This window comes from Enterobacter sp. SA197, assembly GCF_054131575.1.
In genome coordinates this window covers 4,549,351-4,569,331 of sequence record NZ_CP096393.1, presented here as the reverse complement: position 1 = coordinate 4,569,331, position 19,981 = coordinate 4,549,351, and the positions used below count along the sequence as shown (strand labels likewise).

Here is a 19,981-nt window from a genome sequence, read left to right as displayed (position 1 = left end):
CATTGCGCCCCCACTAAAAATTACGCTTTAAGTTGCACGACGCCGTCTTTCACGCGGGCATCGAAATGGGCTACAGAACGGCTTTCATCTTCCATACAGAGCCCGTCACGTAAGCGGAAACGCTGTTTTTTCAGCGGGCTGGCGACCCACAAGTCACCGTTGTGCTCGCCAATCAGACCACGAGAAAGCACGCTCGCCTGGAAGAACGGGTCAATGTTGCTGATGGCAAAAACCTGGTCGTCATGACGAGGGCGGAAAATGGCCACCTGCTGGTCATTCAGCAGCGCACAGACGCCTGTTGCCGGGACGATATCGTCGATTTTGCAGATAGTGTTCCACTGGCTCATACGGTTTCCTCCACTAACATAACCGGAATACGTTCATACGGGGTGGCCGGACGATGTTGTTCACGCTCTGGCACCACCTGCACCGCCGGGTCGCGTTTGTCGCTGTTGATAAAGTGTCTGAAGCGAACCTGCGCCTGCGGATTGTTCACAGTCTCCGTCCACTCGCAGATAACCGCGTTGCGCAGACGGGCCATTTCGGCTTCAAGCTGATCGTTGAGACCCAGTTTGTTGTCGATGATGACGCTTTTCAGGTAATCGATGCCGCCTTCCAGGTTATCCAGCCAGGAGGCGGTACGAGTCAGTTTGTCTGCGGTACGGATGTAGAACATCATAAAGCGGTCAAGGTAGTTGAGCAGGGTTTCACGGTCCAGGTCTGCTGCCAGCAGATCCGCGTGACGCGGTTTCATACCGCCGTTACCGCACACATACAGGTTCCAGCCTTTTTCCGTAGCGATGATGCCCACGTCCTTACCCTGCGCTTCCGCACATTCACGGGTACAGCCGGAGACCCCAAACTTCATTTTGTGCGGGGTACGAATGCCTTTGTAGCGGTTTTCCAGCTCGACGCCAAAGCCCACGCTGTCGCCTACACCGTAGCGGCACCAGGTGCTGCCGACGCAGGTTTTCGCCATGCGCAGCGCTTTAGCGTAGGCGTGGCCGGTTTCGAAGCCCGCGTTAATCAGCTGACGCCAGATTTCCGGCAGGTCATCTTTCTGCGCACCGAACAGGCCGATACGCTGAGAACCGGTGATTTTGGTATAAAGGTTAAATTCGCGGGCAATACGGCCCACTTCCATCAACCCTTCCGGGGTAATTTCGCCACCCGCAGAACGTGGGATAACGGAATAGGTCCCGTCTTTCTGGATGTTTGCCAGGAAGTTGTCGTTGGTATCCTGCAGCGGCGTGTGTTCGGGTTTCAGAACATAGTCGTTCCAGCAGGAGGCCAGCAGCGAACCCACGGTCGGTTTACAGACCTCACAACCGTAGCCTTTACCGTATTTTGCCAGTAATTCGTCGAAGGACTTAATGCCTTCCACGCGAATCAGGTGGTAGAGCTCCTGACGGGAGTAGGCGAAGTGTTCACACAGGTTGTTGGTGACTTCAATGCCCTGTTTTGCCAGTTCCGCATTCAGCACCTGAGTGACCAGCGGGATACAACCGCCGCAGCCAGTACCGGCTTTAGTTTCGGCTTTCAGCGCCGCAACGGTGTGACAGCCTTTATTGATGGCCGCAACCAGCATGCCTTTGGTAACGTCGAAGCAGGAGCAGATTTGCGCGCTGTCCGGCAGTTTGTCCACACCGATGGACGGTTTGCCGCTACCGGCATGCGCCGGCAGGATCAGCGAGTCCGGGTTTTCCGGCAGTTCAATGGCGTTCAGCACCAGCTGCAGCAGGTTACCGAAGTCGCTGGTATCACCCACCAGCACGGCACCGAGCAGGGTTTTGTTATCCGGGCTGACGATAAGACGTTTGTAGACCTCTTTGCTTTCATCGAGGTAAACATAACTGCGAGCACCAGGTGTGCGACCGTGCGCATCGCCAATGCCGCCGACGTCCACGCCCAGCAGTTTCAGCTTGGCGCTCATGTCTGCGCCGGCGAAGGCGTTCGCGTTACCCAGGATATGGTCAACAGCAACCTGCGCCATTTTGTAGCCAGGAGCCACCAGGCCATAGACGTGATTATCCCAGCTGGCGCACTCGCCAATGGCGTAGATATCCGGGTCAGAGGTCTGGCAGGTATCGTTAATTTTGATGCCGCCACGCTGAGCCACCTCAAGACCACACTGGGTAGCCAGTTTGTCGCGTGGGCGAATACCGGTCGAGAAGACGATAAAGTCAACTTCAAGGTCAGAGCCGTCAGCAAAGCGCATGGTTTTGCGTGCGCTCGTCCCTTCCTGAACGATCTCTTTGGTGTTTTTGCTGGTGTGCACGCGCACGCCCATGCTTTCGATCTTACGTTTGAGCTGTTCGCCACCCATCTGATCGAGCTGTTCCGCCATCAGCATAGGGGCAAATTCGATAACGTGGGTTTCTACGCCCAGGTTTTTCAGTGCGCCAGCCGCTTCAAGGCCGAGCAGACCACCGCCGACCACTGCGCCGCGTTTGCTGCGACGTGCGCAGGACTCGATGGCATTCAGATCTTCGATGGTGCGGTAAACAAAACAGTCCTGGGTTTCGGAACCCTTGATCGGTGGGATCCACGGGTAAGAACCTGTCGCCATAATCAGTTTGTCATAGTAGACAGTACGACCGGCGCTGGAGTGGATCACTTTCTCCTGACGGTTAATGGTGATGGCACGTTCGCCCACCAGGACGTTAACGCCATGTTTTTCATAAAACCCATCACGTACCAGCGACAGTTCTTCCGCAGTGTGGTGCGAAAAGTAGGAAGACAGGTGAACGCGATCGTAGGCTTTACGGGGTTCTTCACAAAAAACGGTAATATCGAACTGACTGGCGTCGGCTTTGTCGAGAAGATCCTCAACAAAACGGTGGCCGACCATGCCGTTACCGATTATAGCGAGTTTGAGTTTGCTCATTTTTGCCTCGATTTCTTTTCTATTACTGCCTACCTTAACGATTCAGCAGGGGTAGTTATTGATGTACATCAATTACACCTTCACCTACCACTTAATGGGTAGATGTTTGATTTTTCATGGTTTTTCTAAGTGCCGGATCTGTCAGGCTTTTCAGATTTGCGGAAATTGTGTACAAAAAAGAACGTGGATTTATGGCAATTGCCTGAAACATCGTTTCAGTCTTAACCCCAGGGGGTAGAGGTATGTCAGCAGCACCGCTTTGGTTGGTCCAGAACGTTCATCTGCCGGGACGAGAAGGGTTATGGCAGATAGCCATTGAGAAGGGTCGCTTCGGTGACATCTCGCCGATGGGGGCGGTACAGAACGAAAGCTATGAAGTGTTAAATGCGCGTGGTGGCCTTGCACTACCGCCGTTCATTGAACCGCATATCCACCTCGATACCACCCAGACGGCCGGTGAGCCCGCCTGGAACCAGTCGGGTACGCTGTTTGAAGGTATTGAACGCTGGGCCGAACGCAAGGCACTGCTGACGCATGAAGATGTTAAGCAGCGCGCGTGGCAAACCCTGAAGTGGCAGATGGCGAACGGTATCCAGTATGTGCGCACCCATGTGGATGTCTCCGATCCCAGTCTGACCGCGCTGAAAGCGATGCTGGAGGTCAGACAGGAGGTGGCGCCCTGGATAACGCTGCAGATAGTCGCCTTCCCCCAGGAGGGAATACTCTCTTACCCCAATGGTGCAGCCTTACTGGAAGAAGCCCTGGTACTGGGAGCAGATGTAGTGGGTGCCATCCCGCATTTTGAGTTTACCCGCGAGTACGGCATTGAGTCGCTACACATCGCCTTTGAACTGGCAAAGAAATACGATCGTCCGCTGGACATCCACTGCGATGAAATTGACGATGAGCAGTCGCGCTTTGTGGAAACCGTGGCAGCCCTGGCGCTGAAAATGGCGATGGGCGAGCGCGTCACTGCCAGCCATACCACGGCCATGCACTCCTACAGCGGCGCCTATACGTCTCGTCTGTTCCGCCTTCTCAAACTCTCCGGCATTAACATTGTTGCTAACCCTCTGGTCAATATCCACCTGCAGGGGCGCTTTGATGACTATCCTAAACGCCGTGGCGTGACGCGCGTGAAGGAGTTGCTTGAGGCCGGGATCAACGTCTGTTTCGGTCACGATGATGTGTTTGATCCCTGGTACCCGCTCGGCACCGGCAATATGCTGCAGGTGCTGCATATGGGGCTTCACGTCTGCCAGCTGATGGGCTACCAGCAAATTGATGCCGGGCTGAACCTTATCACCCACCACAGCGCCCGTACCTTCGGCGTGAAAGAGTACGGCATAGCCACTGGCAACCCGGCCAATTTGATTATTCTGCCGGTGAGCAGTGGTTTTGATGCGGTACGCTGCCAGTCACCGGTACGCTGGTCTATTCGTCAGGGCAGAATTATTGCTACTACCCAGTTACCGCAGAGTTGGGTACAAATGGACAGCGGGGGAGAAGAAGTGCTGTTCAGCCGCCCGGCAAAGTGAAGGAGGTAACAGAATGACCATGCGGTGCGTGGTCAGTTCAGTTTACATCTGTTTCAATTGCGTAAAATTAAGTAAAAGGCTGGCCTGCTGGCGGACTGCTCTTTAGAATCAAGCCACTTGCTTTCTTACCTGCATTTCGTTAAGGAAACCTCATGGTTAAATCGACTCTGGCGGCTTTTGCGGCTGTATGTGCCCTTTCGGCGATCTCCCCTTCCGCGCTCGCGGCAAAAGGCGATCCTCATGTTCTGCTCACCACCTCCGCTGGCAACATTGAACTGGAGCTGGATAAACAGAAAGCCCCCATTTCGGTGAAAAACTTTGTCGATTATGTCAACAGCGGGTTTTACAACAACACCACCTTCCACCGCGTCATACCGGGCTTTATGATTCAGGGGGGAGGCTTTAACGAGCAAATGCAGCAGAAACAGCCTAACGCGCCAATTAAAAACGAAGCCGATAATGGGCTGAGAAACACGCGTGGCACTATCTCTATGGCCCGCACGGCGGATAAAGACAGCGCGACCAGCCAGTTCTTCCTTAACGTTGCGGATAACGCCTTCCTCGACCACGGTCAGCGTGATTTCGGTTATGCGGTGTTTGGTAAAGTTGTAAAGGGTATGGATGTCGCCGATAAAATCTCTCAGGTGCCAACCCATGACGTTGGCCCCTACCAGAATGTGCCGTCTAAACCAGTGGTTATCCTCTCTGCGAAAGTCCTGCCTTAATCCTTTTCAACACGGGTGATGCTGACCCGTGTTGCTGCTTCCTCCCTGCGTAACGCGAAAATGCTGCTTATACTTGTGGCAAATGAACGAGATATCAGGGAGGCGCAATGACCAAAAAACTCACCGACCGACAAAAATCCCGACTCTGGGAGCAGCAACGCAACGTCAATTTTCAGGCCAGCCGACGCCTTGAAGGGGTGGACAGTCCACTGGTCACGCTAACGGCCGAAGAGATTGAAACCCGACTGGCAGAGATTAAGGGGGCGCAATGAGCGATAAAGTAGGTGATGACCGCGACCCGTATCTTTACGCTGGCATTAACGTGATGCGTAATGTATTGGGAATTCGCCAGGCGCAGCGTCTTGAGAAGGCGGCATGGGAGCTGACCGCACTGCGTGCCGCTACGCTGGAACTGGGGCCACAGGCGCGTGGTTTGCCACATTTATGTGCGATCCATCGCCACATCTACCAGGATGTCTTTGACTGGGCGGGTGAAATCCGTGAAGTGGATATTTACCAGGGCGATACCCGCTTTTGCCATTTCGCTTACATCGAAAAAGAGGGCAATGCGCTGATGCGCAGTCTGGAAAGTGAGGACTGGCTACAGGGGCTTGAAAAGGAAGCCTTTGTTGAACGGCTGGCACACTATTATTGCGAAATCAATGTGTTACATCCTTTCCGTATTGGCAATGGTATTACGCAGCGGATCTTCTTCGAGCAGCTGGCACTGCACGCCGGTTATCAGCTCGACTGGCGTGGAATCGACCCACAGGCGTGGGCGGAGGCGAATCAGGCTGGCGCGATGGGCGATCTCGTTGGGCTGGTGGCCATCTTTGGCAAAGTGGTAAGCGAAGCAGGCGAAACGGAGTAGAATAGGGCGGCACAGAGTAACGAGGCCGCCATGATCCTGCTTATCGACAATTACGACTCCTTTACCTGGAACCTGTATCAATACTTTTGCGAGCTGGGCGCGCAGGTCGACGTCAGACGTAACGACGACATTACCCTGGCGGACATCGCGCTGCTCGCTCCCGAAAAAATCGTTATCTCCCCTGGTCCCTGTACGCCGGATGAAGCCGGCGTTTCCCTTGAGGTTATCCGCCACTACGCGGGTGTGCTACCTGTCCTTGGCGTTTGTCTGGGGCATCAGGCCATTGCGCAGGCCTTTGGCGCGCGCATTGTCCGTGCAAAGCAGGTGATGCATGGCAAGACCTCACCCATTACGCATACGGGAGAGGGGGTGTTTCGGGGACTTAACAATCCGCTCACGGTAACCCGCTACCACTCGTTACTCATCGACCCCGCCACATTGCCAGCGTGCTTTGAAATCACGGCTTTCAGTGAGACACAGGAAATTATGGGCATTCGCCATCGCCAGTGGGATCTGGAAGGGGTGCAGTTCCACCCGGAAAGTATCCTCAGTGAACAGGGGCATGCGCTACTGAATAACTTTTTGCATCGCACCGATTTTTAGTTGCCATTAAGTGATTTTTTATGCATATTTCGTGATTATATTTTCACTTCTGCTTCTTATTTAACAAGGGTGGGGTCACATGGCAACTCAGCACGACGCAATCACGCGCGCAACCTTCGACGACGTAATTTTACCTATCTTCGCGCCAGCCGAGTTTATCCCGGTCAAGGGAAAGGGCAGCCGCGTCTGGGATCAGCAGGGTAAAGAGTACGTGGATTTTGCAGGCGGTATCGCCGTGACGGCGCTGGGGCATTGCCATCCGGCACTGGTGGAGACGTTAAAAACTCAGGGTGAAACCCTCTGGCATATCAGCAATGTGTTCACCAACGAACCGGCGCTGCGGCTGGCGCGTAAAATAATTGATGCGACCTTTGCTGAGCGCGTGGTGTTTATGAACTCCGGCACCGAAGCCAACGAAACCGCCTTCAAGCTGGCCCGTTTTTATGCCTCTACCCGCCATAGTCCGCACAAAACCAAAATCATCGCTTTTCACAACGCGTTTCATGGCCGCTCACTGTTCACCGTCACCGTAGGGGGGCAGCCAAAATACTCCGACGGCTTTGGCCCAAAACCAGCCGATATTATTCATGTGCCGTTTAACGATCTGCATGCTGTCAAAGCAGTGATGGATGACCATACCTGTGCGGTGGTGGTAGAGCCGATTCAGGGTGAAGGGGGCGTGACCGCGGCTACGCCTGAGTTCCTGCAGGGGCTGCGTGACCTGTGCGATGAGCACAAGGCGCTGCTGGTGTTTGATGAAGTGCAGTGCGGGATGGGACGCTGCGGCGAGCTCTTTGCCTATATGCACTATGGCGTAACACCGGACATCCTCACCAGCGCGAAGGCGCTCGGCGGCGGGTTCCCTGTCAGCGCCATGCTGACCACGCAGGAGATAGCCAGCGCGTTCCATCCTGGCTCTCACGGTTCCACCTACGGCGGCAACCCGCTGGCCTGTGCGGTGGCCGGTACCGCGTTCGATATTATCAATACGCCAGACGTGTTAAACGGGGTAATGGAGAAACGCGCGCTGTTTGTGAAGCATCTGGAAAACATCAATGCTCAATACGATGTGTTCAGTGATATTCGCGGCATGGGCCTGCTGATTGGTGCCGGGCTTAAACCACAGTTTAAAGGCCGTGCGCGTGATTTCCTGCTGGCCGCAGCGGATGCGGGCGTCATGGTACTGAACGCTGGCCCTGACGTGATGCGTTTTGCGCCTGCGCTTATCGTTGAAGAGAGTGATATCGAAGAGGGCATGAGCCGTTTTGCCCGGGCGGTCGCGAAAGTGGTTAACGGTTAACGTCGTAACCGGCGAACCAGCCAGATACCGTGATGGGGGCGCTGACGCCAGGCTACCGAAGAGATGGTGTGCATGGTACTCAGGTGTCCCAGAATACGCTGGAGATGCTGCTCCAGCGTGCTCATCGGACCCTGGGTCATGGTCTCCGGTGCCTCCAGAATGTTCACATCCCCTGATTCTCCCGGCCCGTCATACTCCAGCCGTTGCTGGCAGCGTTGTAAGGCAATTTCACATGACTGCAAATAACGTTGGGCCAGGTCCGGCGTAAGCATGGTGTGTTCGCGCGCCAGCGTCGTCATGGCATTAATATGCTCAACGATAAACTGGCTGTGGGTAACCCACAGTTTCATGTCGGAGAGGTAGCGCGTATCGAAGCCGGGCTCCTGCATCGCCTGATTAAGCGAGTTGAATAACGCGTTATGTGCCTGATTAACGCGCATACGCTGGTATGCCAGCGGCGAAGCCTTGGGGTCATTGCTGAGAATAAGCTGGATGGCGTCCTGATAGGTTTCCAGCGCGTCATGGGCGTTACGACGCAGCAGTCCACTTTGCCACTGCGGCCAGAGCCAGACGACGCCGCCGAAGGCAATGAGACAGCCAATCAGCGTATCAATAAGCCGGGCAACGATAAATTGTTCGCCGTTAAGGGTCAGTAGCTGAAGCGTGTACACCGCCGTCAGGGTAAAGCCTACCATCGCCCAGCCGTAGCTTTTGCGAATGATAAGATAACTAACCAGCGTGACGATAAGCATGGTGGTGAGCGTGTAGCCTTCCGGCACGTGGTAGTGCAGCGTGGCACCGGCGATAATAAGCCCCGCCATGGTCCCCGCCGCCCGGTGCAGGATGCGCACCCGTGTTGCGCCATAGCCATTCTGGGTGACAAACATCACCGTCATCATTATCCAGTAGGGTTTAGGCAGATTCAGCGCACTGCCCATCAGACTGGCCACGCTCAGCATAACGCTGAGGCGTGCAGCATTACGCAATGCAGCAGATTTGAAGGAGAGATAACTTTTCAGCGCCGGAATGAGTGGCAGGCGTCGCTGCTTTTCCTCCATCAAATCACGAATATAGAGTGGACGCTGGGTGCGCAGGACACGGGCAATCTGACTGAAGTGCCAGGCGCAGAACTGACCTACCGGGTTGTCCGGATGCTGACGGGCAATTTTTTCCAGTGCGCCTGTCTGCTTGTCCATATTGAAGCGTTGGGGATAACGATGATAGAGGATGTCGTCTGCAATGACCCGTAGCCGTGCCGCCACGGTTTGCGCATTCCAGCGAATCACCTCTTCTGCATGGCTACGCTCTACCAGCTCCTGGACTTCCTTTGGCTGGTGCAGGCTAACGGCTATGTGCTCCTGCAGATCCAGCGCCACCTGAAACACGCGGCGCAGGCGCTTGTAATCACTGTTATGATTTGCCGCCAGCATATGCAGTTGCTGGTAGCACTGGCTTATCATATCTACCGCTTTTTGCTGGCGGGCGAGCAGCGGCGGCAGGGCCTTTTCCGGGTCCGCATGCTGAGTCAGCAGGCTGTATTTAGCCTCGCAATAATCGGCCAGTTGTCGATACAACAAACTCAGCGACTCGCGCAGTGGCTGCTCCCGCCACAGCCAGAACCAGAAGGCGTTAAACGCGCCATACCACAACGTGCCAAGGCTGTAGATGAGCAGTGGCTCCCAGACCGGCATATTTCCCGCAAGGCTCAGGGTGAAGATGGCGGCAATCAGTGAGGCGGGGAGCAACCTGCCATGCAGGGCGCTTATCTCAGCCGTCACCCCCAGCACCAGCGCCAGCAGGGTCAGAATGAGCGGTAGCGGGACGTTTTCGAAAAGGAGGAATTGCACCGCGAGACTGCTACCGGCGAAAAGCGAACCGCCAATGATCACCCGCTTGAAGAAGCGCTTATGCAGCGTGTCGAGACCGGCAATATTGCAACAGGCAGGTACTAACGAGAAGAGCAGCCCTAAATCCAGTCGACCGGCAATCAGGCCAACGGTCACAGGCAGACATAACACCAGCGTTTGTCGCAGTGCGTAGTTGATTTCGGGGTGGTAAATCAGCCTGCGCCACATCGGAAAACAAAAACGGCGCACTGCCTTGAGCAGCGCGCCGTTCGGGGATTAACGTGTTCCGTACACGACGATAGTTTTACCATGCGCGGAGATCAGATTCTGATCTTCCAGCATCTTCAGGATGCGACCAACGGTTTCACGCGAGCAGCCCACGATCTGACCAATCTCCTGACGGGTTATTTTAATTTGCATACCGTCCGGGTGGGTCATGGCGTCGGGTTGTTTCGCCAGATTCAGTAACGTCTGAGCAATACGGCCTGTTACGTCGAGGAAGGCGAGGTTGCCCACTTTTTCCGACGTGACCTGCAGGCGACGCGCCATCTGCGAAGAGAGACGCATCAGAATATCCGGGTTTACCTGGATCAACTGACGGAATTTTTTGTAGGAAATTTCAGCCACTTCACAAGCGGTCTTGGCGCGTACCCAGGCACTGCGCTCCTGACCTTCTTCGAACAGACCCAGTTCACCAATAAAATCGCCCTGGTTCAGGTAAGAGAGGATCATCTCTTTTCCTTCTTCATCCTTGATGAGCACAGCCACTGAGCCTTTGACGATGTAGTACAACGTCTCCGCTTTTTCACCCTGGTGAATCAGCGTGCTCTTCGACGGGTACTTATGAATATGGCAATGAGACAAGAACCATTCGAGAGTCGGGTCTGTTTGCGGTTTGCCAAGCACCATGCGCGGTTATCCTCTGTTATAAGCTGGCTCCAGCCTCAGGATCTGCGCCCTGTGACTGGGGTTGCAATCTGTCTTCCCGATACCTGGGAAGTGCACCGTCAGACGTGTCTGCGGCCTCTAAGATGTGATGTCCTCTGCGTACATGCAGTACATCAATATATCACTGTAGCATCCAGACTGTTTTAGCATAGGTTTTGCCGCCTGTCTCCTGGTGTCTCGCTTCAGCTTGATGCAGGTCGCCTTCCGTTGCGAGTTTTCTTATGTACGCGTAATCTGTAGAGAAAGTTGCTACTGCGGAGTGAAGAAAAATGCATGCGCGTGTGAAATGGGTTGAAGGGTTAACGTTCCTGGGGGAGTCTGCTTCCGGGCACCAGATCCTGATGGATGGTAATGCGGGCGATAAAGCGCCAAGCCCTATGGAAATGGTGCTGATGGCCGCGGGCGGATGCAGCGCGATTGATGTGGTCTCTATTCTGCAAAAAGGCCGTCACGATGTGACAGACTGCGAAGTCAAGCTGACCTCCGAACGTCGGGAAGAGGCGCCGCGTTTATTCACCCACATCAATCTGCACTTCATTGTGACAGGAAAAGCGTTGAAGGATGCGGCAGTATCACGTGCGGTAGATCTCTCTGCAGAGAAGTACTGTTCAGTGGCGCTGATGCTGGAAAAAGCGGTGAATATCACCCATTCGTATGAAGTGATTGAAGCCTGATTGGTGGTGGATATTCTTTCCTGCCCCCGCCGGGCTGAGGGATTTCCCACAAAATAATGCGAGCACGGACAGTCCCCTCTCCTCTTTGGGGAGGGGAAACATGCGGCTCTGGTAGTCATTCCGCTCACCTCAGGTTCCTGGTTTCTCCAGAGATCCAGAACCCGTGACCGAGCCAGGGTTGGCTCATCGCCACAGCCCTGCCCCCCGGCCTTACGGATACACGTCGGTGATTTTCAGCCGGACCCTGTTATCGCGGTGGCTGTATTATTCTCATCACGCAATGTTATCGCTGCAAGATGTACTATTACCGGGGATTTTTCAGCTCAAGGGGATAGGGAACTGAACTCACTCGATCTTCTTACCTTCCATTAATCGCTCTACCAGCGGCGTCATAATAAGCTCCATCGCCAGTCCCATCTTGCCGCCCGGCACTACCAGCGTATTCATATGTGAAATAAATGAACCCTGTAGCATGGCCAGTAGCCAGGGGTAATCAATGCCTTCCAGATTACGAAAGTGAATAACCACAAAGCTTTCGTCGAGAGAGGGGATAACTTTTGCGGCGAACGGGTTTGAGGTGTCAACGGTAGGAACGCGCTGGAAGTTAATATGGGTACGGGAAAACTGCGGCGTAATGAAGTTGATGTAATCCTCCATCGAGCGCACCACCGAATCCATCACGGCTTCACGTGAATGGCCCCGTTCACCCGTATCGCGCACCAGCTTTTGCATCCACTCAAGGTTAACAATGGGAACCACGCCCACCAGCAGATCAACGTGACGCGCCACATCATGCTGCGGGGTGACTACGCCGCCGTGCAAACCTTCATAAAACAGGACATCAGTGGGTTCAGGCAGCGGCTGCCAGGGTGTGAAAGTACCGGGAACCTGGTTCCAGGGAACCGCTTCATCATAGGTATGAAGATATTTTCTCGCCTGACCGGTGCCCGTATGACCGTAATCGACAAACGTCTGCTCAAGCAGACTAAAGTCGTTGGCCTCCGGGCCAAAATAGCTGATATGACGGCCCAGATCGCGTGCTTTGCGGATAGCCATGTCCATCTCTGGGCGCGTGTAACGATGAAAGCTATCGCCTTCAACTTCTGCCGCGTGCAACTCCAGCTGAGCGAAAATTTTACGAAACGCGAGGCTGGTGGTGGTGGTTCCTGCACCGCTGGAGCCTGTTACAGCGATTACGGGATGTTTTGCAGACATAGCGACTCCAGAAATTAGCGATGACTATCGCAGTGAGCTTTTAATCACGAAACTGGGTGCGGGGCATGATATTGACGCTTTCATGTAATTCCGACCACACCAGCACGGCTTCGCCACTGACTAATTGACGTTTCACGTCGGCCACTTTTTGTGCGAACGCGCGCTCATGTTCACCATAATCAGTGCCTTCGCGCAAGACAAAGCTTTCAATAAGATTATCCAGCGTTTCAGGTGCCAGATCCTGCCAGGGAATAATCATCTTAAGACTCCAGCCAGGTGTTAAGCCAGTCAGGGATGCGTTTTTCAAGCCACATCTCTGGTCGCAGCAAGGTGCCGCCCACAAAACCGACGTGACCACCATGTTCGGTCAGTTGATACTCTACGCAGGGTGGCAGCGTCGCCGGATCCGGTATGACGTGGTGATCCATAAAGGGGTCGTCTTTTGCGTGAATAATAAGCGCAGGACGAGCAATTTTATTTAATAACGGCATGGCACTGCACTGACGATAGTAGTCGATGGCATCGGCAAAGCCATGAATACGGGCAGTAATTAAATCATCAAATTCGCGCAGCCGACGGACCCGTTTTAACTGCAACAGATCAATCGGCAGCGTGCCCGGGTAGGCCCGCAGTTTTCTCGACGCGTTGGCTTTCAGTAAATTGAGCAAATAGTGCTGATAAACCCGGGAGAAACCCTTCTCAATATGCGCGCTGCACGCTTCCAGCACCAGAGGAGCGGAAACAATAACGGCGGCATCCAGCGGTGCGCGGTTTCCCTCTTTTGCCAGCAAGCAGGCAAGCATGTTGCCGCCCAGTGAATAACCGACGGCAGCGGTACGGGCCTCACCGAACTCGCGTTTCAGCCAGTGCAGGAACCAGGTGCCGTCTTCGGTTTCACCGGAATGGTAAATGCGGTTCAGACGATTAGGCTCACCGCTGCAGCCGCGAAAATGCATGACCACTCCCAGCCACCCCCGCGCTTTGGCCGCTTCAATCATGCCGTGCGCATACGGGCTGTGCAGACTGCCTTCCAGACCGTGAAAGACGACCAGACGGGGTTTATGTTTTGCCTGATGAGGGTCTTCGCTCCACGCGAGATCCACAAAATCGCCATCCGGGAGTTCGAGGCGCTGCCAGACAGGCGTAAAACCCAGCTTGCGGCGAATCACACGCGGCAGCATGGTCTGGAAGTGCGGATTACGGCCACCGCGCATCGGGCGGAAGTCGCGCCGGTTGTCTTCATGTTCCGAAAGTCGTGAAGGTGTAATGTCAGCCATTGTACTTAACTATCAATCAATGAGGGGGAGAGGCTATATCGACACGCGGCGGTTTGGTTTGTTCAGTTCAGGGCCGCGTGAGGATAACAGGCTATTCCGCCAGTAAATTTCGGGAAAAGAGATGGATGTCAACGCCCGGCTTGCGTCGCCACAGGCGCGCTTTTCGCGCCCCTGTCGCCACGCTCTCGCCTGTCTCTTCAAACATACCTGACGCCTCAAAGCGACGAATCAGGCTTTTTCGCTGGATAGGCTGGCCGAGGATAATCTCCGTCGCCTCGTGCAATTGTGTCTGGGTAAAGGTATCAGGCAGACAATAAACAGGCAGTAAAGAGTACATGGTTTTCTGCCGTAACCGTTGCAGGGCTGTCTGAATAATCTCCCGGTGATCGAAAGCGAGGTCGTTTTCGTCAAGCGCGGAGACCGGAACCCATCTGGCATCACTGACGCTCGCAATATGCGGTGCGCAGGCCACCCACGAAATGAGAGCATACCAGGCGATAGTCAGGCTCCAGCCGCGAGGGTCACGCGCGGCCCCGGAAAAGGTATCGAGCTGCTCCAGCCAGGAGGGAGAAACGCCGGTCTTCTCCGTCAGCTTGCGCAGTGCCGTTGCGCGGGTTGATTCATCCTGTTCCATATCGATAAATCCCCCCGGCAGACCCCATCGTCCTTGCTGAGGGTGACTCGCTCGCTTTACCAGTAAAACGCAAAGCGCTTTCTCATGCAGCGTAAACAGTACGCTATCCACCGTTACCAGCGGCGAAGGAAACCGGGTGGCGTCATAAGAGTCCAGATATTCTGCTTCGCTGATCATCGCTTACTCGCCGTAATAAACACGCCACAAGTTTATCAGTCCACCAGAGGGCGGCAAGATAACTTTTATTTCTTTAATAATCAGTTCGTTGAAAGCATTTTCGCAGGATTAATGAAAAAGATCTTGCCAGTAAGTGTCTTATGGACAATATTATAAGTGTCTTAAGGACATTAATTAACGGCGAGGTAACACATGACCAGCAAAATTGAACTAACCCTTGATAATCAGCACATTGAAATTGAGCGCGGTGTTTTTCCTGACGGGGCAGTATGGCTGAAAGTGGTCGATACCTTACCTCGCTTTGCACAAGTGATGCGGGTTCGCATAGCGGCCATGCGCGATATGAACGATTTTATGCTGCTCGCGCAACTGGTTGATGCCGTCCGCCATGTCACGGATGTTACGGTCAGCCATCTTGAACTGGCCTGGCTGCCCTGGGCTCGTCAGGACAGACACATGGTTTACGGTGACAGCTTTGCGTTAAAAGTCTTTGCCAGCCAGTTGAATACGCTGCACTTCAGTAAAGTCTTTCTGCTGGATCCACACAGCGATGCCGCGGCCGCAGCCATCAATAACAGCGTAGTGATTGCCCAGGAAACCTGCCTGATGCAAAGCGATACCCTGCGCGAAGCCATTGGTACGGGAAACTTGATGCTGGTGGCTCCCGATGCGGGGGCATTAAAGAAAATTCATAACGTGGCGAAAGCCAGCGGGGCGCAGGGCTATGCCATTCTGACCAAAGAGCGGGATGTCGCCAGCGGTAACCTGACAGGCTTTGCGCTGGTCTCTGGTGAGGTGGCTGGAAAAGATCTGCTGATTGTCGATGACCTGTGCGATGCCGGCGGCACCTTTATCGGCTCCGCCCAGGTGTTACGTGATGCCGGTGCGCGCAGCGTGAGCCTGTACGTGACTCATGGTGTGTTTTCCAAAGGGGTGGAAAACCTGCTCAATAATGGCATTGACGCTATTTATACCACCACCTCTTTTGCTTCAGCCACGCTGCGTGAACCGCGTGTTGAGCTTATCGATATCGATACCATTTTTAACGCATAAGGGAGATAACACCATGAAAATGAATCCAGTTCTGGCCATCGACGGTTACAAAGTTTCCCATCGTGCGCAGTATCCTGAGGGCACCACGCAGGTCTATTCCAACTTTACACCGCGCAGTGACCGCTTTTTCTCCTCACCCGTCGCCGATGGCAAACTGGTGTTCTTTGGTCTGCAGGGATTTTTAAAGTGGTTTATGGTCGATCTGTTCAACGACGCTTTTTTTGCCCGTCCGGAAGATGAAGTAGCCAATGAATATAAAACCGTGATGGACAGCTACCTCGGTAAGGATGCCGTGCCGGTGGATCACATCCGCGCGCTGCACCGTCTGGGCTATCTGCCGCTGCACATTAAATCACTTGATGAAGGCAGCACGGTGCCGATGAAAGTCCCGGTGCTGACCATCACCAATACCCGTGATGAATTTTTCTGGCTGGTGAACTACCTCGAAACCGTGCTCTCTGCTGAATTGTGGAAGGCGTCCACCAACGCCACCATCGCACACCACTATCGCAAGGTCTGCGAACAGTGGGCGACAAAAACCTGTAGCGATATGTCGCACCTGGATTTTCAGTGCCATGATTTTTCCTTCCGTGGCATGGCAGGGCTGCAGGATACGATGCAGGCCGGGGCCGGGCACTTACTGAGCTTTAAAGGTACCGACAGCATTCCCTCACTGCTCTATGCCCGCGATTATTACACCGGTGGTGAAGACTATTTTATCGGTGCCAGCATCCCGGCGACCGAACACAGCGTGATGTGTATGGGCGAAAAAGAGCATGAAATCGACACCTTCCGTCGCCTGATTGCCGAGCTCTACCCGCAGGGTTTTGTCTCTATCGTCTCAGATACCTGGGATTACTGGCGGGTGATAACGGAATATACCCGTGAGCTGAAACAGATAATCCTCGGTCGCGAAGGGCGCGTGGTGTTCCGCCCGGACAGCGGTGACCCGGTTGAGATCCTCTGCGGTACCGGCGCGGACGATGATACCCGCGACACGCGCACCCCGGAGGAGAAAGGTTCAGTGGAAGTGTTATGGGAGATCTTCGGCGGCACCGTGAATGAAAAGGGCTACAAGGTACTCGACCCACATGTTGGCCTGATTTATGGTGATTCCATTACCCTGGCGCGCGCCGATGAAATCCTGCGTCGCCTGGAGGCAAAAGGTTTCGCCAGCTCAAACGTGGTCTTCGGGGTAGGTTCATTTACCTACCAGTACAATACCCGTGACACCTTCGGTTTTGCCATGAAAGCAACCTGGGGCGCGGTTAACGGTGAAGGCCGCATGATCTTCAAAGAGCCGAAAACTGATAATGGCCTTAAACGTTCAGCGCGCGGCCTGCTGCGGGTGGAGAGGGACGCCCGGGGTGAACTGGTGTTACATGATGAACAAACCCAGGAGCAGGAAAAAACAGGGGAACTGAAAACCCGCTTCCTCGACGGAAAACTGCTCAACGCTGACCATTTTGAAGAGATTCGCCAGCGACTGGCCGCGCAACGCTAATCTTCCGCTCTACTCCATGCAGGGGGCGCACTGTGCCCCCTTCGTGCTACATCCCATCCCCCTTTAAAATGATCTTCATCACAGATTGTCGCTTTGATTATTACCCTCAGGCTAACGATTCTTCTCTACGCTTAATTGATGACTTTCTCATCAGCGTGCACACTTTGTTCAGCGTTAAGCAAATCAAAATGATTAGCTGAATCAGGAGGTTAATAATGTTATCTGGGCAAACGCCACCACGGGTATGGAACACAAGACGCAGCGAGAAGCAGCGCCGTCTGGCCTCTGTACCGGTGCAGGGCAAAGTGCTGCCGACCGACGACCTGGTCGCCATGCTGGAAAAACTCATCGCACCCGGTGACCGCGTGGTTCTCGAAGGGAACAACCAAAAGCAGGCTGATTTCCTCTCTCGTGCGCTGGCGCAGGTGGATCCGCAACGGGTGCATGATCTGCACATGATCATGCCAAGCGTCGGGCGCAGTGAGCATCTCGACATCTTCGAAAAAGGCATCGCCCGCAAGCTGGATTTTTCGTTCTCCGGCACCCAAAGCCTGCGCATTTCGCAGTTGCTGGAAGATGGCTTACTGGAAATTGGTGCCATTCATACCTACATCGAACTTTACTCCCGGCTCTACGTTGACCTCTCGCCAAACGTGGCACTGATTGCCGGTTATAAAGCTGACCGCAAGGGCAATCTCTATACCGGTCCGAGTACGGAAGATACGCCGGCGCTGGTGGAAGCTGCGGCGTTTCGCGACGGCATCGTGATAGCTCAGGTCAACGAACTGGTGGACGACGAGTGTGATTTACCGCGTGTGGACATCCCCGGCTCGTGGATAGACTACGTGGTGGTGGCAGACAAGCCGTTCTTTATCGAACCGCTGTTTACCCGCGACCCGCGCCTGATCAAACAGGAACATATCCTGATGGCGATGATGGCCATCAAAGGGATTTACGCTGAACACCAGGTACAGTCGTTAAACCACGGCATCGGCTTTAACACCGCCGCTATCGAACTGCTGCTACCGACTTACGGTGAACAGCTCGGCCTGAAAGGCAAAATCTGTAAACACTGGACGCTGAACCCGCACCCGACGCTGATCCCGGCAATTGAAAGCGGTTGGGTCGAAAGCGTGCACTGCTTCGGCGGTGAACTGGGGATGGAAGAGTACATTCGCGCCCGTCCGGATATTTTCTTTACCGGCGCTGACGGCTCCATGCGTTCTAACCGTGCCTTCTGCCAGCTGGCAGGGCAGTACGCGGTAGATATGTTCATCGGCTCCACGCTGCAAATTGATGGCCTGGCCAACTCCTCTACGGTAACCCGTGGCCGCCTGTCCGGCTTCGGCGGTGCGCCCAACATGGGCCATGACCCACACGGTCGCCGCCATGCTACCCCGGCCTGGCTCAATATGATCACCGAACCAGACCCGATGCAGCGCGGTAAAAAACTGGTGGTGCAGATGGTCGAAACCTTCCAGGCGGGTGCAAAACCCAGCTTTGTTGAAACCCTCGATGCTGTTGAAGTCGCAAAATCCTCAGGGATGCCGCTGGCACCGGTCATGATTTACGGCGATGACGTGACCCATGTACTGACCGAAGAGGGGATTGCTTACCTCTATCGCGCCAACGATCTGGAAGAGCGGCGGGCAATGGTTGCCGCCGTGGCGGGGATAACCGATATCGGTCTGGGCGTTGACGCTAAACGTGTCGCAGAACTTCGGCGTAGCGGAAAAGTGGTCTACCCGGAAGATATAGGTATTCGCCGTACCGATGCGACCCGCTCTCTGCTGGCGGCAAGCAGCGTGGCAGACCTGGTGGAGTGGTCTGACGGTCTCTACAACCCACCTGCGAAATTCCGGAGCTGGTAATGAAACTTCTGCCCCGGATCCAGGTTGAAGGCGGTGCCGAATGGCTGGCGCGAACCGCCACGCAGTGTCTGATTGACGAAGCGCGACTGAGCCCGAAACCCGGTCTGGTGGACAGCCGGGGGAGCGGCGCACATCACGACTTAACGCTCGCTTTAATGGAGCGGTCTGCTCATAGCCTGACCCCCACGTTTCAGGCGCTGGCGCTGCAAAGCTGGCAGCGTCCGGCTGATATCGCGCTCAGACAAACCATCGGGCGACTCGGTCGTGAAGGCGAACAGCAGATGATGGCGGCAACCGGCGGCGTCAATACCCACCGGGGTGCGATTTGGGCGCTGGGATTGCTGGTGAGCGCGGTGGCGATGCAGGGCGGCGGCGCCTCTGCGCAAACCATCGCAGACACCGCCGCCCGGCTGGCAACACTGCCGGATGACGCCGCACCGAAAGTGTTCAGCAAAGGGCTGCGCGCCACGCATCGCTATCGTGTACCCGGCGCGCGTGAAGAGGCGCAGCAGGCTTTCCCGCATATTTTGCACTGTGCGCTGCCGCAGCTTCGCCTGAGCCGCCTTAGCGGCAGCAGCGAAGCGCAGGCGAGACTTGATGCGCTGATGGCCATCATGACGTCGCTCACCGATACCTGCGTGCTGTCGCGCGCCGGAATGGAGGGACTCGAGGCCATGCAGCACGGTGCTCGCGCAGTCTTAAACGCGGGAGGCAGTGCAACGCCAGAAGGTGAGCAGGCGCTGGCGATGTTGGACCGTCAGATGCTGGCACTCAACGCTTCACCGGGCGGTGCCGCCGACCTGCTGGCCGCCACGCTGTTTCTCGACCGCGTCGCAACGCCTTATTCAAAGCATTAA

Annotated in this window: 19 protein-coding genes; 11 read left to right on the top strand and 8 right to left on the bottom strand. The window is 54.9% G+C overall.

What is annotated here, in order from left to right:
• Positions 1–20: 20 nt before the first annotated feature.
• The gene (nirD, locus tag M1D91_RS21490) at positions 21–347 is read right to left on the bottom strand and encodes a nitrite reductase small subunit NirD (protein ID WP_437432815.1); all 327 of its coding nucleotides are present in this window, start codon (positions 345–347) and stop codon (positions 21–23) included.
• Positions 344–2,887: a nitrite reductase large subunit NirB gene (gene nirB, locus M1D91_RS21485; RefSeq protein WP_437432816.1), complete on the bottom strand. Its 2,544-nt coding sequence runs from the start codon at positions 2,885–2,887 to the stop codon at positions 344–346. Before nirB ends, nirD begins: the two co-directional genes overlap by 4 nt.
• 242 nt (positions 2,888–3,129) lie before the next feature.
• Here nirB and M1D91_RS21480 point away from each other — a divergent pair, with 242 nt between their 5' ends.
• The 6 genes from M1D91_RS21480 (at position 3,130) to argD (ending at position 7,924) form a co-directional block, all read left to right on the top strand.
• Positions 3,130–4,425: a cytosine deaminase gene (locus M1D91_RS21480; RefSeq protein ID WP_437432817.1), complete on the top strand. Its 1,296-nt coding sequence runs from the start codon at positions 3,130–3,132 to the stop codon at positions 4,423–4,425.
• Positions 4,426–4,577: 152 nt separating this feature from the next.
• Complete coding sequence (gene ppiA, locus M1D91_RS21475; protein ID WP_437432818.1) at positions 4,578–5,150, top strand: peptidylprolyl isomerase A; 573 nt, start codon at positions 4,578–4,580, stop codon at positions 5,148–5,150.
• 107 nt (positions 5,151–5,257) lie between these two features.
• Entirely contained in the window at positions 5,258–5,422 is a 165-nt protein-coding gene (locus M1D91_RS21470; protein WP_437432819.1) for a YhfG family protein, read from the top strand.
• The gene (locus M1D91_RS21465; protein ID WP_437432820.1) at positions 5,419–6,021 is read left to right on the top strand and encodes a putative adenosine monophosphate-protein transferase Fic; all 603 of its coding nucleotides are present in this window, start codon (positions 5,419–5,421) and stop codon (positions 6,019–6,021) included. Before M1D91_RS21470 ends, M1D91_RS21465 begins: the two co-directional genes overlap by 4 nt.
• 30 nt (positions 6,022–6,051) lie before the next feature.
• A complete protein-coding gene (gene pabA / locus M1D91_RS21460; RefSeq protein WP_437432821.1) occupies positions 6,052–6,624 on the top strand; it encodes an aminodeoxychorismate synthase component 2 in 573 nt (190 codons plus the stop codon).
• Positions 6,625–6,703: 79 nt separating this feature from the next.
• Positions 6,704–7,924, top strand: coding sequence for a bifunctional acetylornithine/succinyldiaminopimelate transaminase (gene argD / locus M1D91_RS21455; protein ID WP_437432822.1), 1,221 nt, complete (start codon positions 6,704–6,706; stop codon positions 7,922–7,924).
• On the opposite strand, the gene M1D91_RS21450 is transcribed toward argD, so the two are convergent.
• Positions 7,921–9,999 carry a YccS/YhfK family putative transporter gene (locus tag M1D91_RS21450; protein WP_437432849.1) on the bottom strand — a complete coding sequence of 693 codons (2,079 nt, stop codon included), beginning with the start codon at positions 9,997–9,999 and terminating at the stop codon, positions 7,921–7,923. The genes argD and M1D91_RS21450 overlap by 4 nt on opposite strands.
• Before the next feature lie 48 nt (positions 10,000–10,047).
• Entirely contained in the window at positions 10,048–10,680 is a 633-nt protein-coding gene (gene crp / locus M1D91_RS21445) for a cAMP-activated global transcriptional regulator CRP (RefSeq protein ID WP_000242758.1), read from the bottom strand.
• A 308-nt stretch (positions 10,681–10,988) separates the two neighbouring features.
• Here crp and M1D91_RS21440 point away from each other — a divergent pair, with 308 nt between their 5' ends.
• Positions 10,989–11,393, top strand: a complete 405-nt coding sequence (locus tag M1D91_RS21440; protein WP_437432823.1) for an OsmC family protein — start codon at positions 10,989–10,991, stop codon at positions 11,391–11,393.
• Between the two features lie 345 nt (positions 11,394–11,738).
• Here the strand turns inward: M1D91_RS21440 and M1D91_RS21435 are convergent, their stop codons facing one another.
• The 4 genes from M1D91_RS21435 to M1D91_RS21420 form a co-directional block, all read right to left on the bottom strand.
• Entirely contained in the window at positions 11,739–12,608 is an 870-nt protein-coding gene (locus M1D91_RS21435) for a phosphoribulokinase (protein WP_437432824.1), read from the bottom strand.
• Positions 12,609–12,648: 40 nt separating this feature from the next.
• A complete protein-coding gene (locus tag M1D91_RS21430; RefSeq protein WP_437432825.1) occupies positions 12,649–12,867 on the bottom strand; it encodes a YheU family protein in 219 nt (72 codons plus the stop codon).
• Position 12,868: 1 nt separating this feature from the next.
• Entirely contained in the window at positions 12,869–13,885 is a 1,017-nt protein-coding gene (locus M1D91_RS21425) for a hydrolase (RefSeq protein ID WP_437432826.1), read from the bottom strand.
• Positions 13,886–13,976: 91 nt separating this feature from the next.
• The gene (locus M1D91_RS21420; RefSeq protein WP_437432827.1) at positions 13,977–14,696 is read right to left on the bottom strand and encodes an NUDIX hydrolase; all 720 of its coding nucleotides are present in this window, start codon (positions 14,694–14,696) and stop codon (positions 13,977–13,979) included.
• Positions 14,697–14,888: 192 nt separating this feature from the next.
• On the opposite strand from M1D91_RS21420, the gene prs reads away from it, so the two are divergent.
• From prs to M1D91_RS21400, 4 genes are all read left to right on the top strand, one after another.
• Entirely contained in the window at positions 14,889–15,749 is an 861-nt protein-coding gene (prs, locus tag M1D91_RS21415; RefSeq protein ID WP_437432828.1) for a ribose-phosphate diphosphokinase, read from the top strand.
• A gap of 13 nt (positions 15,750–15,762) precedes the next feature.
• Entirely contained in the window at positions 15,763–17,253 is a 1,491-nt protein-coding gene (locus M1D91_RS21410) for a nicotinate phosphoribosyltransferase (protein ID WP_437432829.1), read from the top strand.
• 215 nt (positions 17,254–17,468) lie between these two features.
• Positions 17,469–19,124: a malonate decarboxylase subunit alpha gene (mdcA, locus tag M1D91_RS21405; protein WP_437432830.1), complete on the top strand. Its 1,656-nt coding sequence runs from the start codon at positions 17,469–17,471 to the stop codon at positions 19,122–19,124.
• Entirely contained in the window at positions 19,124–19,981 is an 858-nt protein-coding gene (locus tag M1D91_RS21400; protein WP_437432831.1) for a triphosphoribosyl-dephospho-CoA synthase, read from the top strand. The genes mdcA and M1D91_RS21400 overlap by 1 nt, the downstream gene beginning before the upstream one ends.

Coding starts and splice junctions, on each gene's coding strand:
- nirD (WP_437432815.1), bottom strand. CDS start 347: ATGAGCCAGTGGAACACTATCTGCAAAATCGACGATATCGTCCCGGCA.
- nirB (WP_437432816.1), bottom strand. CDS start 2,887: ATGAGCAAACTCAAACTCGCTATAATCGGTAACGGCATGGTCGGCCAC.
- M1D91_RS21480 (WP_437432817.1), top strand. CDS start 3,130: ATGTCAGCAGCACCGCTTTGGTTGGTCCAGAACGTTCATCTGCCGGGA.
- ppiA (WP_437432818.1), top strand. CDS start 4,578: ATGGTTAAATCGACTCTGGCGGCTTTTGCGGCTGTATGTGCCCTTTCG.
- M1D91_RS21470 (WP_437432819.1), top strand. CDS start 5,258: ATGACCAAAAAACTCACCGACCGACAAAAATCCCGACTCTGGGAGCAG.
- M1D91_RS21465 (WP_437432820.1), top strand. CDS start 5,419: ATGAGCGATAAAGTAGGTGATGACCGCGACCCGTATCTTTACGCTGGC.
- pabA (WP_437432821.1), top strand. CDS start 6,052: ATGATCCTGCTTATCGACAATTACGACTCCTTTACCTGGAACCTGTAT.
- argD (WP_437432822.1), top strand. CDS start 6,704: ATGGCAACTCAGCACGACGCAATCACGCGCGCAACCTTCGACGACGTA.
- M1D91_RS21450 (WP_437432849.1), bottom strand. CDS start 9,999: ATGTGGCGCAGGCTGATTTACCACCCCGAAATCAACTACGCACTGCGA.
- crp (WP_000242758.1), bottom strand. CDS start 10,680: ATGGTGCTTGGCAAACCGCAAACAGACCCGACTCTCGAATGGTTCTTG.
- M1D91_RS21440 (WP_437432823.1), top strand. CDS start 10,989: ATGCATGCGCGTGTGAAATGGGTTGAAGGGTTAACGTTCCTGGGGGAG.
- M1D91_RS21435 (WP_437432824.1), bottom strand. CDS start 12,608: ATGTCTGCAAAACATCCCGTAATCGCTGTAACAGGCTCCAGCGGTGCA.
- M1D91_RS21430 (WP_437432825.1), bottom strand. CDS start 12,867: ATGATTATTCCCTGGCAGGATCTGGCACCTGAAACGCTGGATAATCTT.
- M1D91_RS21425 (WP_437432826.1), bottom strand. CDS start 13,885: ATGGCTGACATTACACCTTCACGACTTTCGGAACATGAAGACAACCGG.
- M1D91_RS21420 (WP_437432827.1), bottom strand. CDS start 14,696: ATGATCAGCGAAGCAGAATATCTGGACTCTTATGACGCCACCCGGTTT.
- prs (WP_437432828.1), top strand. CDS start 14,889: ATGACCAGCAAAATTGAACTAACCCTTGATAATCAGCACATTGAAATT.
- M1D91_RS21410 (WP_437432829.1), top strand. CDS start 15,763: ATGAAAATGAATCCAGTTCTGGCCATCGACGGTTACAAAGTTTCCCAT.
- mdcA (WP_437432830.1), top strand. CDS start 17,469: ATGTTATCTGGGCAAACGCCACCACGGGTATGGAACACAAGACGCAGC.
- M1D91_RS21400 (WP_437432831.1), top strand. CDS start 19,124: ATGAAACTTCTGCCCCGGATCCAGGTTGAAGGCGGTGCCGAATGGCTG.